This is a genomic window from Kitasatospora sp. GP30, from assembly GCF_029892145.1.
Classification (GTDB): domain Bacteria; phylum Actinomycetota; class Actinomycetes; order Streptomycetales; family Streptomycetaceae; genus Kitasatospora; species Kitasatospora acidiphila.
In genome coordinates this window covers 160901-174561 of the sequence record NZ_JARZAH010000013.1, presented here as the reverse complement: position 1 = coordinate 174561, position 13661 = coordinate 160901, and the positions used below count along the sequence as shown (strand labels likewise).

General features: G+C 70.0%; 21 protein-coding genes. 10 read left to right on the top strand and 11 right to left on the bottom strand.

The window, feature by feature from the left end:
- The first annotated feature begins 225 nt into the window (after positions 1 to 225).
- Positions 226 to 843, top strand: a complete 618-nt coding sequence (locus P3T35_RS20725; RefSeq protein ID WP_180356649.1) for an SRPBCC family protein — start codon at positions 226 to 228, stop codon at positions 841 to 843.
- A gap of 50 nt (positions 844 to 893) precedes the next feature.
- Here the strand turns inward: P3T35_RS20725 and P3T35_RS20720 are convergent, their stop codons facing one another.
- From P3T35_RS20720 to P3T35_RS20710, 3 genes are read right to left on the bottom strand one after another with little or no spacing between them, the layout of a single operon-like run.
- Complete coding sequence (locus P3T35_RS20720) at positions 894 to 1097, bottom strand: DUF397 domain-containing protein (RefSeq protein ID WP_101382855.1); 204 nt, start codon at positions 1095 to 1097, stop codon at positions 894 to 896.
- Between the two features lie 29 nt (positions 1098 to 1126).
- Entirely contained in the window at positions 1127 to 1330 is a 204-nt protein-coding gene (locus P3T35_RS20715; RefSeq protein ID WP_101382854.1) for a DUF397 domain-containing protein, read from the bottom strand.
- Positions 1323 to 2189 carry a helix-turn-helix transcriptional regulator gene (locus P3T35_RS20710; protein WP_101382853.1) on the bottom strand — a complete coding sequence of 289 codons (867 nt, stop codon included), beginning with the start codon at positions 2187 to 2189 and terminating at the stop codon, positions 1323 to 1325. Before P3T35_RS20710 ends, P3T35_RS20715 begins: the two co-directional genes overlap by 8 nt.
- 299 nt (positions 2190 to 2488) lie before the next feature.
- Here P3T35_RS20710 and P3T35_RS20705 point away from each other — a divergent pair, with 299 nt between their 5' ends.
- The 3 genes from P3T35_RS20705 (at position 2489) to P3T35_RS20695 (ending at position 3835) form a co-directional block, all read left to right on the top strand.
- Positions 2489 to 2905: an ATP-binding protein gene (locus tag P3T35_RS20705; RefSeq protein ID WP_101382852.1), complete on the top strand. Its 417-nt coding sequence runs from the start codon at positions 2489 to 2491 to the stop codon at positions 2903 to 2905.
- Positions 2902 to 3144: a hypothetical protein gene (locus P3T35_RS20700; RefSeq protein WP_101382851.1), complete on the top strand. Its 243-nt coding sequence runs from the start codon at positions 2902 to 2904 to the stop codon at positions 3142 to 3144. The genes P3T35_RS20705 and P3T35_RS20700 overlap by 4 nt, the downstream gene beginning before the upstream one ends.
- Positions 3145 to 3331: 187 nt before the next feature.
- On the top strand, positions 3332 to 3835 hold the full coding sequence (locus tag P3T35_RS20695) for a YfbM family protein (RefSeq protein WP_101382850.1): 504 nt from the start codon (positions 3332 to 3334) through the stop codon (positions 3833 to 3835).
- A 237-nt stretch (positions 3836 to 4072) separates the two neighbouring features.
- Here the strand turns inward: P3T35_RS20695 and P3T35_RS20690 are convergent, their stop codons facing one another.
- The 3 genes from P3T35_RS20690 to P3T35_RS20680 all read right to left on the bottom strand — a co-directional run bounded on the left by P3T35_RS20690 (position 4073) and on the right by P3T35_RS20680 (position 5835).
- The gene (locus P3T35_RS20690; protein WP_101382849.1) at positions 4073 to 4423 is read right to left on the bottom strand and encodes a VOC family protein; all 351 of its coding nucleotides are present in this window, start codon (positions 4421 to 4423) and stop codon (positions 4073 to 4075) included.
- 156 nt (positions 4424 to 4579) lie between these two features.
- Positions 4580 to 5020 carry a nucleoside deaminase gene (locus P3T35_RS20685; protein ID WP_101382848.1) on the bottom strand — a complete coding sequence of 147 codons (441 nt, stop codon included), beginning with the start codon at positions 5018 to 5020 and terminating at the stop codon, positions 4580 to 4582.
- Complete coding sequence (locus P3T35_RS20680) at positions 5017 to 5835, bottom strand: LLM class flavin-dependent oxidoreductase (RefSeq protein WP_101382847.1); 819 nt, start codon at positions 5833 to 5835, stop codon at positions 5017 to 5019. Before P3T35_RS20680 ends, P3T35_RS20685 begins: the two co-directional genes overlap by 4 nt.
- Before the next feature lie 93 nt (positions 5836 to 5928).
- Here P3T35_RS20680 and P3T35_RS20675 point away from each other — a divergent pair, with 93 nt between their 5' ends.
- The 6 genes from P3T35_RS20675 (at position 5929) to P3T35_RS20650 (ending at position 11127) form a co-directional block, all read left to right on the top strand.
- The gene (locus tag P3T35_RS20675; protein WP_101382846.1) at positions 5929 to 6375 is read left to right on the top strand and encodes an Lrp/AsnC family transcriptional regulator; all 447 of its coding nucleotides are present in this window, start codon (positions 5929 to 5931) and stop codon (positions 6373 to 6375) included.
- Between the two features lie 71 nt (positions 6376 to 6446).
- Positions 6447 to 7442 (top strand): asparaginase, encoded by a 996-nt coding sequence (locus P3T35_RS20670; protein WP_280707192.1) that lies wholly within the window; start codon positions 6447 to 6449, stop codon positions 7440 to 7442.
- Between the two features lie 269 nt (positions 7443 to 7711).
- A complete protein-coding gene (locus P3T35_RS20665) occupies positions 7712 to 8479 on the top strand; it encodes an alpha/beta hydrolase (protein WP_101382844.1) in 768 nt (255 codons plus the stop codon).
- A 73-nt stretch (positions 8480 to 8552) separates the two neighbouring features.
- Positions 8553 to 8879 (top strand): hypothetical protein, encoded by a 327-nt coding sequence (locus tag P3T35_RS20660; RefSeq protein WP_101382843.1) that lies wholly within the window; start codon positions 8553 to 8555, stop codon positions 8877 to 8879.
- 140 nt (positions 8880 to 9019) lie between these two features.
- The gene (locus tag P3T35_RS20655; RefSeq protein WP_101382842.1) at positions 9020 to 10771 is read left to right on the top strand and encodes a multicopper oxidase domain-containing protein; all 1752 of its coding nucleotides are present in this window, start codon (positions 9020 to 9022) and stop codon (positions 10769 to 10771) included.
- 95 nt (positions 10772 to 10866) lie between these two features.
- A complete protein-coding gene (locus P3T35_RS20650) occupies positions 10867 to 11127 on the top strand; it encodes a hypothetical protein (RefSeq protein ID WP_101382841.1) in 261 nt (86 codons plus the stop codon).
- Positions 11128 to 11228: 101 nt separating this feature from the next.
- Here the strand turns inward: P3T35_RS20650 and P3T35_RS20645 are convergent, their stop codons facing one another.
- From P3T35_RS20645 to P3T35_RS20625, 5 genes are all read right to left on the bottom strand, one after another.
- Positions 11229 to 11702 carry a glyoxalase gene (locus P3T35_RS20645; RefSeq protein ID WP_101382840.1) on the bottom strand — a complete coding sequence of 158 codons (474 nt, stop codon included), beginning with the start codon at positions 11700 to 11702 and terminating at the stop codon, positions 11229 to 11231.
- Between the two features lie 139 nt (positions 11703 to 11841).
- Positions 11842 to 12519: an alkaline shock response membrane anchor protein AmaP gene (locus P3T35_RS20640; RefSeq protein WP_101382839.1), complete on the bottom strand. Its 678-nt coding sequence runs from the start codon at positions 12517 to 12519 to the stop codon at positions 11842 to 11844.
- 21 nt (positions 12520 to 12540) lie between these two features.
- Entirely contained in the window at positions 12541 to 13077 is a 537-nt protein-coding gene (locus tag P3T35_RS20635; protein ID WP_280707184.1) for a DUF6286 domain-containing protein, read from the bottom strand.
- A complete protein-coding gene (locus P3T35_RS20630; RefSeq protein ID WP_280707182.1) occupies positions 13067 to 13438 on the bottom strand; it encodes a hypothetical protein in 372 nt (123 codons plus the stop codon). Before P3T35_RS20630 ends, P3T35_RS20635 begins: the two co-directional genes overlap by 11 nt.
- Positions 13438 to 13629: a hypothetical protein gene (locus P3T35_RS20625; RefSeq protein ID WP_101382838.1), complete on the bottom strand. Its 192-nt coding sequence runs from the start codon at positions 13627 to 13629 to the stop codon at positions 13438 to 13440. Before P3T35_RS20625 ends, P3T35_RS20630 begins: the two co-directional genes overlap by 1 nt.
- Between the last annotated feature and the right edge of the window lie 32 nt (positions 13630 to 13661).

The following is a 13661-nucleotide window of genomic DNA, read 5'->3' as shown; positions in this document are numbered from 1 at the left end:
CGCCCCCCCCCGCCCCCCCCGGGGGGGCCCCCCCCCGCCGGGCCGGGGCGCGGGGCGGGGGGGGGGGGGGGCCCCCCCCCCCCCGGGGGCCCCCCCCCCCCGGCCGTTCGTGCTGCGCCCACAGGTCCGGCGACCGGCGAAGCGGCGCTGACAAAGCAACGCTTTCACGTTGCCGAGGGATAGTACGGGGTGAAGTGTCCCCACTTGTACGAGGCGAGGAAAACCGTGAGCATCACCGACTGGATCGCTGAGACCACCCGTGACGCGAAGTCCCGGACGCTGTCCGGCGCCCCGGGGTACGCCGCGGTGGCGCGGCGTACGTATGGCGCGAGCCCCGAGGAGGTATGGGCGGCCGTCACCACTCCGGAAGGGATCGCGCAGTGGTTCCTCCCGGTCTCCGGGGACCTGCGGGAGAGCGGCACGTTCCAGCTGGAGGGCCACGCCGGCGGCGACATCCTGGAGTGCGCTCCGCTGCGCCGGCTGCACCTGACCTGGGTGTTCGGGGACGCGCCGGCCAACGAGGTGGTGGTGACCCTCTCGCCCGCCGGGGATGGGCGGACCACCCTGGAGCTGGAGCACGCGGCACCCGTGGAGGGCGACGAGGTTCCCGGGTTCGTCCTGGCGGTGGGCGCGGGGTGGGACCCCGCCCTGGTCGCACTCGGCCAGCGCCTGTCGGGTGAGGTGCCCGACAAGCAGTGGTGGTTCGAGTCCGCCGAGGCAAGGCAGTTCACCCGGGAGTCGGTCCGCGCCTGGGCCGACGTGCTCAACCGGCGCCAGATCGCCAACCCGAATGCGGTGGCCAAGGACGCCGACGAGACCCTCGCGTTCTACCTCGGCGAGTAGCTGACCTGCTGGCGGCCCCTCACCCGAAGGCACGAGGGGCCGCCGTCGGGTCAGCCGGTGAAGTCGCCGTAGTGGTCGAACTCGCCGGCCTTGACGCCCTGCAGGAACTTGGCGAACTTCACCGGAGTGGTACGGACAATGATCTCGCCGTCGTCAGACTCGCGGAGCTCGACCAGACCATCAACCGTACGCACCTCGACACAGTCATCATGGTTCGCGCTGTAGCTGGACTTCTGCCACTCCGAACTACGCATATTCACTCTCCACTTCGCCTTCGAGAGACTCAGCCGGTGAGGTCACCGTGGTGGTCGAACTCGCCGGCCTTGATGCCCTGCAGGAACTTGGCGAACTTCACGGGGGTGGTACGGACGATGACGTCGCCGTCGTCAGACTCGCGGAGCTCGACCAGACCGTCAACCGTACGCACCTCGACACAGTTGTCGTGGTTGGCGGAGTAGCTGGCCTTCTGCCAGGCTGCGCTATGCATGCTTGCTTTCCACTTCGTCTTTGATAGATCGGATGAGATCTCGTGACTCCCCTTCCGGGAGAGCACTGGACTCCATCTGAGCAATGAGCGCCCGGAACCTCGCGAGGTGGGCGGGGGCGTCGAAGAGCTGGCCGCCGTGGCCAGTGTCCATCTGCGCGAAGTCCAGCTCTGCGATCGGGCCTGCCATGTAAGCGTAGTTCTCGCTGGGACTCGGCAGCACGTCCGCATCGAAGCGGACCACCCGCACCGAAATACCTGGGCGCTCGGAGGCGACGATGAGCGACTCCAGCTGGTCGACGAGAACCGTTGACTCGCAGAACCGCATTCGTAGCGCTGCCTCGTGGATGTAGGCGGCGTGCGGCAGGTCGAGGGAGCGCACAGCCTGCTGCCGCCGCATCCGGAAGGTCACTCTGAGATCGACGTGCTGCTGCGCCAGAGGTGGGTAGGTCTGGGCGAACAGAACGCGGGCGTAGTCGCTGGTCTGAAACAGCCCTGGGATAAAGGTGCTTGTGTACGTGGCCAGCCGCTGTGCTCCGGCCTCCAGCTCCGCCACCTCAAGGAAGTCAGTCGAGAGGATCCCTCGATACTCCTCCCACCAGCCACCCTTCTCGCGGTCCACGATGATGTCGGCCAGCGCGTCGATCAGGGGCTGGTTGGCGCACATGCACGTTGCGGCGATGGCATGCAGCCGTTCCACGGTGACGCTGCTCTTGCCGTTCTCCACTTGCGCCACGTAGGCGGAAGTAGTGCCGAGCAAGCGGGCAAGCTGGCTGTTACTGAGGCCGGCCTGCTCTCGCATCCTTCGCAGCTCAGTACCCAGGCGGCGCTGACGGAGCGTTGGGTTCTGGCGACCTGGCATGTCATCCCCTCGAGTTCGTGGGATCAGTGTGCCAAGTCGGCTGCGGATGAGGCCAACCGTCACCCAAGAGAGGGAACCTCCTCCGGATCCACTTATCTCTAACTACCAGTGCGCTATGGTCGACCTCAGACCGACCGATCCGGCGGATCGTCAGCAACGCCTTCCACCAAGGCAGTAGGCGCCCGCTGCCCCCGCACCGCAGAGCAACCACACGCGGCAACCAGCCCCGTCCTGGCCTGGCTCACGGCGACGCATCCGCCGGCGAACGGCACCCATCACAGCACATCCGGAGGTTCCCCATGTGTACCTTCACCCTGCCCAACGAGCCCCAGAACCCCCAAATCTCCCAAACCCCCGAGCCGCCCGACTGGTCCGCCGCCCGCGACGAACTGCGCGAGCTCATGACCAGCGCCCACTGGCCCATCGACCTCGTCCACGATGCCGAACTCGCACTCCACGAGCTCTTCGTGAACGCGTGGAAGCACGGCGGCAGTCCCGCGCCCATCGTCGTGGTCGCGCTCCTCGCCGACCGCACCCTCCGCGTCACCGTCGCCGACGACAGCCCCACGCTCCCCGAGCAGCGCACCCGCACCGCCGACCCAAATGAGCTGTCCGGCCGGGGCCTGCACCTGGTCCGTTCCCTCACCCACCGCTTCGGCGCCGAACCGCGCAAGCGCGGCGGCAAGGCGGTCTGGTTCGAGCTGGACGCCGCATGAACCGTCACGCCCTGGGGCTCGTCCCCCAGCCCCCGCACGTCGAGCGAACCACGGTCGCCCACCTCACCGTTGACGCCGTCGCCGACGCCACCCTCCAACTCCGCGCCGCCGTCGACCTCGATGTCCACGTCGGCCCCGGCGAACACCTCGCCCTCCCCCTGACCCGCCACCAGGCCGAGGACCTCCTCCAGGACCTCGCCGCCCACCTCGGCCAGCGCGTCATCGGAATCCGCCGATGATCCGAGCCGCCCTCGCAACCCTCCTCACCGCCGCGCTCGTCAACACCATCCTCGGCACCCTGATCACCCTCAAGATGTCCAGGCTCAACGAGTAGGCCCACACCCCATGAGCAGGCCCCCCGGAGCCCCGAGTCGCCCACCCGACTCGGACAGGGACTGTCACCACCCGCACCTACGCTCCGACCTCATGAGCATCCTCGGAATCTACGCCCGCCTGGCCCCTGCCGAACTTGCCCGTGCCATCGGCGACCCAAGGTGGGAGTCCATCGAGGAGATCATCAGCGCCGAGACAGACGAACCCGACGCGGCCCAACCTCGCCGCCTCGACATCGACAGGGCATGGGACATCCTGCGCCATCTGCTGGAGCGCCTCGACCTTCCCATCACCATCATCTTCGGCGAGGAGGAGATCCCTGGTGCCAACGCCGAGGACTGGGGTTACGGGCCGCCCCGCTACCTCACCCCGGAGCAGGTCCGCACCTCTGCGGCAACGCTGGCTGCCACCCCGAGCGTCAAGCTGATCGAAGGCGTCACCGCAGCGGAGCTCGTCCAAGCCGAGCTCTACTCGGTCGTCGGGGAAGACGAAGCCGAGCGGTGGCTGACAGCCATCGTCCACACCTACCAAGCCCTCGCACGGTTCTTCGAGTCCGCAGCCCACAGCGGCGATGCGATCGTCGTCTGGTTCTCCTGACGCACTGCCAACCCAGCTGCCCTCCACGACTGATCGACGGGCGCAAGTGGCCCGCTGTCCTCCCATTGCCTGCGTACGCACCGGAGTTGGACCTGGGCGAGTGCCTCTAGGAAGCCTGGGACCGGTAGCGATCGGTAAGGCTCCGAGCAGGGCGCGACGTGCCCGATGCAGCGGCTTCGGCCGCCGCGTCGGGCACGTGCGCTTCTCCGGCCGTTGAGGGCCCCCGGTACGGACGCCTCACAGATCGGTAGCCCGCTCGTGGCGGGGCTCGTACATGCCCAGCTCGCCGCCGCCCGGCAGACGGAGCCTGGTCAGCCGTCCCCAGCGCGCATCGGTGACCGGCTGGATGAACTCCACTCCCTTCGCGGCCAGAGTCCTCACCGTTGCGTCGACGTCGTCGCACATCAGGTAGAGCTCCTGCGTCTCCGGGCCATCGGTGGGATGCACGGCGATCTCGGTCGGCGGAAGCTTGAAGACCAACCAACCAGCTCCCGCATCGACATGCGGATACTCCAGCACGTCCCTGAAGAAGGCCCGGTCCGCTTCCGCGTCACGGCTGTAGATGATGACGTGTCCGCCATTGATCATGCGGCCAGGCTACGTCCTGGCGTGAACAACGTGCTCCTGCGACGCGGTACCGAGTGTCTGGCACGGTGCCTGGCACCCTCACGGCTTCATGGCCGGAACCGGGCCTACCCCCCTCCCCCGACACGTCAACGTCACCTCGACGAGCCGATGTCATCGTCATCGGCTCGGCCGGTAGTAGGCGTCGATGGGGCCGCGGGCCTCGTCGAACAGGGCCGGGCCGTCCTGCACCACCGTCGGCCAGGCACCCGATTGCGGGTTGAGTTCGACGAGTTGCTCGGTGGAGAGCGCGTAGACGACCCGGCCGATGCCCGAGCGGACGATGCCGCCGGTGCACATGCCGCACGGCTGGCAGCTGGTGTACATGGTGGTGCGGGCAGCCGTGTCGGGGTCGAGCTCGCGGGCCGCCCAGCGGGCCAGCTTGAGTTCCGGGTGGGCGCTGATGTCGTTGTCGCGGCGCACCGTGTTGTGGGCCTCGGCGAGGATCGTGCCGTCCGGGCCGGCCAGCAGGGAGCCGTACGGTGCGTCGCCGTGGGCGATGGCGGCGGCCGCGATGCCGATCGCGCGGCGCAGGAGCGTCTCATCAACAACAGTGATCATGCTGCCGTCTTCCAGTGGGTGGCGACCTCGGTGAGCGCCCGCCAGGCCGTGTGGGGCCGCCGGGTCGCTTCCGGGTCTCCGTGGTAGGGGTCGAGTACGACGGTGTCGGCGCCGAGCAGATGGAGCTGCCGGAGGTCGTCGAGGATCTGCTCGATGGTGCCGACGCCGGCGATCCGCTCGGCATCGTCGACCGGGGTTTCAGTCACCCGCAGGGCGATGCGGGGTGCGAACATCGGCAGCGCATGGTCCGTCAGGATCGTGCGCATCCGGGCCACGGAGAGCCGTAGCGGGTGCCAGGCGTCCCCGAACCTGGCGGCGCGTCGGAGCGCCGCCGCGCTGTGGCCGCCGACCCAGACGGGGATCGGGGCGGCGCCCTGCTCGGTCTCGGTGCGCCAGACCTCCCGCAGGGTGGCCAGGTACTCGTCGGTCAGCCGGCCGCGCGCGGTGAACGGCACGCCGAGCGCATCGAACTCCTGACGGGCCCAGCCGACGCCCACCCCGAGCACGAACCGGCCGCCGCTGAGCCGGCTGAGGCTGGTGGCCATCCGCGCCACCAGCAGCGGGTGCCGGTACGGCAGGATCAGCACTGTGGTGCCGAGGCGCACCGTGCTGGTGACCCCGGCCAGCCAGGACAGCGTGGTGAACGGCTCGTAGAACGGATCCGGGTAGCGCTGGGCCACGTCCGGGGTGCCGACCACGTGATCCGACACCATGAGGAGGTCGTAGCCGAGCCCCTCCGCGATCCGCGCCCATTCGCGCAGCACGCCGGGATCGGTGCCGGGCCCGAAGTTCGGTACGTTGACGCCAAGTTGCATGATCGGAGGCTATCGCGGCGATCACCGCACATGGAACCGATCTTTCCCGGCGATAGCAGTGTTCTTCCGTGATTCTGCCGGTAGAGTCGCGATATGGCCGTGAATCTTGACGATACCGACTGGGCAATCATCGGGCAGCTGCAACGGGAGGCCCGCATCTCCCTCAGTGAGTTGGGGCGGCGTGTGAAACTCAGCTCCTCGGCCACCACGGAACGGGTGCGGAATCTGGAGTCGCTGGGCGTCATCACCGGCTACCACGCCGTGGTGGACCTGGCCAAGGTGGGCTACCCCGTGCTCGCCGTCGTCCGGCTGAAGTACCCGGGCAACCGCCACCAACCGCTGCGCCGGCTGCTCACCGAGCGGCCGGAGATCCTGGAATGCCTGCGCACCACCGGCGACGACTGCTACACCCTGAAGGTGGCCGCGACCTCCATGGAGCATCTGGAGACGCTGGTGGATGAGCTGGCCGGCTTCGGCAGCACGACGACCAGCATCGTCTACAGCCACACGCTGCCCTATCGCGGACCCGACCAGCCCTGAACCCTGACGAGCCGACGCCGCCAATGGCCACCCGAGCGAAGCCACCGCACCCACCGACGGAGCCAACCCCCGTGCCCGACCCAGCAGTTGCGATCTTTTCCCTCGGCGGCACCATCGCCATGACCACCGATCCGGTCACCGGCGGCGTGGTGCCCGCCCTGTCCGCACAGGAGCTCCTCGACGCCGTCCCCGCCCTCCAGGAGCTCCCCCTCGACCTCCGCGTCCACGACTTCCGCCGCCTCCCCGGCGCCTCCCTCACCTTCGACGACATCACCGCCCTCTCCTCCGCCATCGCAACCGCCGTGCAAACCGGCTGTGTTGGCGCAGTCGTCACCCAGGGCACCGACACCATCGAGGAGACCGCCTACCTCCTCGACCTCCTCCACTGCGGCGACGCACCCATCGTCGTCACCGGCGCCATGCGCAACCCCACCCAGCCCGGTGCGGACGGCCCGGCCAACCTGCACGCAGCCGTCATCGCCGCCGGCTCGCCCCAACTGCGCGGCGCCGGCGCCGTGGTGGTCCTCAACGACGAGATCCACGCGGCCCGCACCGTCCGCAAGTCCCACTCCACCAGCCCGGCCGCCTTCACCTCTCCGGCCACCGGCCCGCTGGGTCGCCTGTACGAGGGCCGCGTCCACCTCCACTCGCCACTGGCACAACGCCCAGTCACCCCAGGCGTGTTGACCAACCCCGCACCCCGCATCGGCCTCTACACCGCAACGCTCGGCGACGACGGCACGCTCCTCGCCGCCATGGCCGACGCCTGCGACGGGCTCGTCATCGCCGCCTTCGGGGTCGGCCACGTCCCGCAGGACTTCGTCGCCGTCCTGGAGCGAACCGCCGCCCGCATTCCCGTGGTCCTCGCCAGCCGCATCGGCAACGGGCCAGTTCTGCAAGCGACTTACAGCTTCCCCGGATCGGAGAAGGACCTCCTGCAGCGCGGCCTGATCCGGGCCGGCCACCTCGACCCCTACAAGGCCCGCCTCCTCCTCCACGTCCTGCTCGCCCAGGGCCGAACCAGCACCGAGATCGCCGACGCCTTCCACACCGCCGCTGCCCGCTGAGCCGCTCGCCGGCAGCCGCCAACTACCACCTGAGCCCGCCTGAGACCGTCCAATAGCTTCTGAGTCGTGATCACATGGCAGGGGAAAAGAGGCTGGTGAGCCGATGATCAAGCTGATAGCTTTCAGTCGACCGTGACACGCCCGAGGAGGTGAGACCCCATGAACGCTGTATCGATGTGGGTGCTCCCCGTTCCCGTCACGGCCGGGCGGCTGACGTAGCTGTCGCCGGGAGCGCCTCGACAACAAGGCCCTCCCGAAAGGCAACACCTATGTACTCTCTCCAATTCACCGCCGAGTCGTCGTCGAACGGCATGGTCGAGCGCGACTTCACCGTAAACGACGTCCCCGGCGTCCTCTGGTCTCCGGCCTCCGACGCGGCCGACCGCGCGCCCCTGATCCTGATGGCCCACGGCGGCGGCAACCACAAGAAGCACCCGGCGATGTCGGGCCGCGCCCAGCGCCTGGTGGCCGGCTGCGGCTTCCACGTCGCCGTCCTCGACGCGCCCGGTCACGGCGACCGGCCGCGCACGGCGCACGACGACGCCGAAATCGCCGAGTTGTTCCGGGCGCGGGCGGCCGGCGAGCCGGAAGGCCCGATCGTCGTGCGCTACAACGACCACCTGGCGGAACTCGCCGTACCCGAGTACCGGGCGACCCTGGACGCCCTCCAGGAGCTCCCGGAGATCGGCACCGACGGGCCGGTCGGCTTCTGGGGCATCAACATGGGCACCGCGATCGGCATCCCGTTCGTGGCGGTCGAACCCAGGATCACCGCTGCGGTCTTCGGCCAGCACTGGCCCGACACCCTGGCCGAGAAGGCGCGGCAGATCACCATCCCGATCGAGTTCGACCTGCAGTGGGATGACGAGCACATCTCGCGCGAGGCCGGTCTCGCGCTGTTCGACGCCTTCGCCTCGAAGGAGAAGTCGCTGCACGTGAACTCGGGCAGGCACAAGGAGTTGCCCAGGTTCGAGGCGGACAGCGCGGTCCGCTTCTTCGCCCGGCACTTCGGCCGGCCGCCCGTCTCGCCGGTCTGACCTGCGCGGTCGCGGCGCCCGGCTCACTGGCCGGGCGCCGCGCCGGCGCCGCCCCCATGCAGGAGGAGTTGCCATGTCGATCGAGTTCGTTCGCCGCTTGGACGGCTTGGTCTACCGCTTCCGCCCGGACGGCACCTTCAACGGCAAGCCTTCGTATCTGCGGCTGGACCTGGAGCTGTGGTGCCGCTGGCTGCCGGAGCGGGGTTGGTGCACCATCGACGCGAGCGGTGTCGCCAACTCCTGGCCGCTGCTTGGGCGAACGGGCGACCAGGAGCCGTTCCCGCCCCTGGGCCCGTGGCGCAGCTGGAAGGCCGGCAAGTCGTACCTCTACGACCTGCGTCGCACCGATCCCCTGCCGGATCCGACGCACCCCGACCTCACATACCGTCAGACTCCCTAACCTCCATGACTCTTGGGCCGCACGAGTGGCAGCCCCGCCGTGTCGGCGGTAGATCACCCGTTCGGCCGGACAGTCAACCTGGCGTGACGCCGATAGAGGTAGCACCACACTGTCCGCGTTGCTCCAGGGGATGATCGGCGATGCTCAGAAGGACCTTTCTCCGCGCCGGCTCGGTGACCGGTGCGCTGCTGGCCGGCGGTCTGCGGGTCGCGCCGGCCGAAGCCCTCGCGCGGCGGGACCTGCCGCCGCGGATCCTGCCCAACCTGTTCCTGAATCCGATCGGGGACAGCGCCGCCATCCCCCGGTTCGTGAACGCGCTCCCGCTGCCCAGGCGAATCGACGGGCAGCACACGGACCGGATCACCATCGTGATGCGGCCGACCGTGCAGGACGTCATCGGTGGCGGCCTCGGACTGCGGACACCGGTGTGGGGTTACGGGCTGCACACCCCCCACGGCCCAGCTCAAGTGTCCTACCCCGGTCCCACGATCGTGGCCCGCAAGAACCGCCTGCTGAAAGTGAACTGGCTGAACGACCTGCCCGAGAAGCACATGCTGCCGGTCGATGACACCATCCACTGGGCGGGCTATCCCACCGAGGAGGGCGGGGGTGTGCCCACGGTGGTGCACCTGCACGGCGGCCACACCGAGGCGAGGTCCGACGGCCACGCCGAGGCCTGGTACACCAGCCCCGCGACCGGCCACACCGGACCGGCCTACCAGACGACCCTGTACCGGTACGAGAACAGCCAGGAAGCGGCCACGCTGTGGTACCACGACCACGCGATCGGCCTCACCCGGTTGAACGTCTACGCGGGCCTGGCCGGGTTCTACCTGCTGCGGGACGAGAACGAAGACGAACTGGTCAAAGAGCACCTGCTGCCGACCGGTCCACATGAGCGGGAGATCGTCCTCCAGGACCGGTACTTCTATCCGAACGGTCACCTGGCCTACCCGGACCAGGGTGCCGAGCAGAAGCCGCCGCCATCGATCATCACCGGCTTCACCGGGGACGTCGGGGTGGTCAACGGGGTCGCCTGGCCGCGCCTGGACGTCGAGCCGCGCATGTACCGGCTGCGGGTGCTCAACGGTTCCAACGTCAAGACCTTCGACCTCCGCATGCTCGGGCCGGAGCCGTCACGGAATCCGTGGCCGCTCCCCGTGTACCAGATCGCCACGGACGGCGGCTTCCTGGAGCGGCCGCTCCGCCTGACCGACCCGCTGCCGCTGTCCCCGGCCGAACGCGTCGATCTCGTGGTCGACTTCACCGGCCTGGTGGACGGGGAGTACACGCTCACCCACGACGCCAGCACCGATGCCATGGTCGACGCCCTCCCGTTCATGAAGTTCCGCGTCAACCAACCCCTGGACCGTGCCCGGCCCGTGACCAGCCTGCCGGAGAGGCTGCGCCCGAAGCCGTTCCGGATCACCGCGCCGGCGACGGTCACGCGCAAGGTCCTGCTGTCGTTCACCAAGGACGAGCTCAACCGGTTCAAGCTCATGCTGGGGACCGTGAAGGACGGCCGACTGACCTGGGACGACCCGGTCACCGAGACGGCCGCCCTGGGCGGCACGGAGATCTGGGAGATCTACACCACCATGGGGGGCACGCACCCCATCCACCTCCACCTCGTCGAGTTCGAGGTGCTCGACCGGATTCCCTTCACCGCCAAGGTGGAAGACGACGGTTCCCTCACCGACATCGTGGTCGACGAGACCCGCAAGCAGGAGCCGTTCCCCACCGAACGCGGCCCCAAGGACACCGTGCAGGTGCCCAAGGGCATGGTCACCCGGGTCAAGGCCACCTTCGACAAGCCAGGCATGTACATGTGGCACTGCCACATCCTCGAACACGAGGACCACGAGATGATCCGGCCGTTGGAAGTCCGCTGACCAACGCCCACCGGCAGCCGCCCACCGCACCTCCCCGACCCCGCATCCCGGACCTCGGGCCTCGGAACTCGGGCCTCCCCGAAAGGACTTCCCGCATGCGTAGGCTCATCAGCGCATTCGCCACCGCCGGGTGCACCGCCGCCCTGATGCTGCTGCCGGCCGCAACGGCCCATGCCGTGCCGGCCGGCTGCGTCTACAGCGACTCCACGGCGATCACCGCGGCCGACCCGACGGCCGTCACCAGCCTCACCTTCCCCGAAGGCGCCATCAACCCCGAGGGCCAGGTCTGCCACCACGGCACCTGGGTGGGCCCCAGCATCGACGACGGCAGCTACGACAGTGGCCCTGGTGCCTGACCCGCGTCGATACTGAGATCGCTCACCCTGCGCTGGACACCGAAGGCGGGGTAACTCCGGGGTTGATGCCAGGAGTTACCCCGCCTTCGGCTCTCCTCAGCTCACTCCTCGGCGATGAAGTCGCCCTGGATGTTCTCCTTGGCCCACGCCTTGGCCTGCTCCGCCTCGGCCTCACGCTGTGCGGTGATGATCACCCGGTTCCCGTCGGGGTCGTCGATGGTCACATCAGTGGTGAACCACAGGGCGTCCGTGGGGCCTTCGATGCGGGCGCCCTCCGGAGCGGCGGCCCGAAGCGCGGTCGCCAGCGCTGCCACGTCCTGCCCGCCGGCGTTCAAGCTCACCGTCACGCTGCCGCGCTCCGCCGCGCCGGGGACGAGCAGGATGTCCTGGTACTTCATCCGCCGCAGGTGCACCACCACGGGGACACCCTCCGGGCCCGGGATGGTCGCGATGGAGACGAACCCGACGGCGTGGTAGAACGCCTCGGCCGCCAGGATGTCGGCAACCTTGAAGCTGGCGAACATCGGCATGGGGTAGATGGTCCGGTCGATGACGGGTGCAGTGGTATCGGTCATGCCACGGAACGTATGACCTGACGTTACGTCAGGGCCAAAGCCCACCACCCTCTCCACAGCCCCCTGCCTCCCTGACCACCCCACCACCCCACGCAACGCCCCGGCGCTCCCCGGCCCCAAGGCGGCTGCCCCGCTCCCCTCACACCACCCGCGGTTCCCGCTTCCGCCCCCGCCCCCGGCGAGTGCGGCGTTCGCGGGTCGGGTGCTCCGCGGCCGACGGGGCCACCTGGATCCGCAGTTCAAGTGGCAGCTCACCGCCCACCGCGTCACATGCGTGCGCCAGTGGCCCGCCCCGGAAGGCCGTCACCGCCGCCGAGGGGTCGCTGCCCGGCTCCAGGAGCAGTTGTGCCCGCAAGCGGGCCCGGTGGGGGCTCCCGAACAGGCGGACCCGGGCTGCCGTCACCTCCGGCAGGTGCAGCGCCGCGTCCTGCACCGCGCGGCCCAGCGCCGCGCCCCGCAGGCGCAGCCGCAGGACGGGCCCCCCACCGGGCTCACCCCCGCCGCCCGTCGGCAGCTCGAACTCGGCGGGCTCGGACTGCCGGAGTTGCACGGCCAACCAGCACACCGACAGCACCACCAGCAGCGCGAGGCCCGCCACCACCGCCGGCCACCACCAGCCGCGGTCGCGCCACCGGGTGCGCGAGGCGTTGCTGAGCAGCGGCTGGTGCGGCGAGGTGAGCGGCCACCAGGAGGGCGGCACGACCCCAAGCCGGTGGTAGGCGTCGAAGCCCCCGGCCAGCACCAGCAGTGCGCCGACCAGCAGCACCAGACCGACCACCGCGAGCAGCACCCGGTTCACCGTGGTCCGACTCACCATCAACCTCCACCAGACAGTCGGTCAGTTCATGTGGGGCCGGTGCCGGGCCCGCCGCCCGCGCACCTTCAGATCGGGCCGCCGCACCAGGCCGATCCGGTCCAGCTCCTCGTTCAGCACCACGCGCGCCCGGTCCAGGTCGGCGCTGCCGTGCACGGTGACCCGGGCCCGCCGCCGGCCCACCCGGACCCGGGCGGACGCCACCATGGGCTCCGCGCAGACCCGCCGCTCCAGCAGTGCGGCGACGCCGAGCCGGTCGACCGCCGAGCCGGGGGCCCGGCGCAGCGGCAGCCAGCGCCGCTCCCCCGGTGCCACGGCCAGCACCAGCAGCCACAGGCCGAGCACGGCCACCACCGCGGCGCCGGCCAGCGCCCAGGGCGAGTCCAGGTGGCGGGTGGACAGCTGGTGGGCGAGCCAGCGGCGCCAGCTGCCGGTGTGGTGGCCGGTCCACTCCGACACCGCGTCATAGAGCAGCGCCCCGGCCCCGGCCAGTACCGCCAGCGCGACCAGCGCCGACACCCGGGTGCGGGGGGAACGCGGACGGCCCGCCTCACCCGGCACTGGACGGCTCCACCGGCACCAGGTGCTCCACCACCACGTCCACCTCCCGCACCTCGATGCCGGTCAGCCCGCCCACCCGCTCGCCCACCTGCGCCCGCACCCGCTCGGCCCAGGCCGCCAGGTCGCCGGGGAACGGCAGGTCCAGCCCGACCCACACCCGGGCGCCGCCCCCGAGCACGGCCACCGAGACCCGCGGGTGGCCGCCGACCGGGTCGGGCCCGAGCGCCTCCCGTGCGGCGAGCTCGGCGATCCGCTGCAGCACCCGGTCGGCGATCCGCAGCCGGCCGCGCCGGGCGGGCGCGGTGTCCGGGCCGGTGTCCCGCCCCCAGGCGGCCCGCAGGAGCGAGTCCCCCGTCGCCATCAGCGGCGCCGGTCGTGGCTGCGCAGCAGGTCGCCGAGGTCACCCAGGTCGATGTCGCTCTCCACCAGCCGCCCGACCACGAAGCCGACGGCTCCGAGGGCGAGGACCAGCAGGAAGGCGGCGAACCCGCCGAAGTAGCCGGCGAACCCCAGGGCCATGCCGATCAGCAGGCCGAGATGGGCGAGATTCATCAGGTACTCCCGAGGGCTCTGAATGTGTGGCA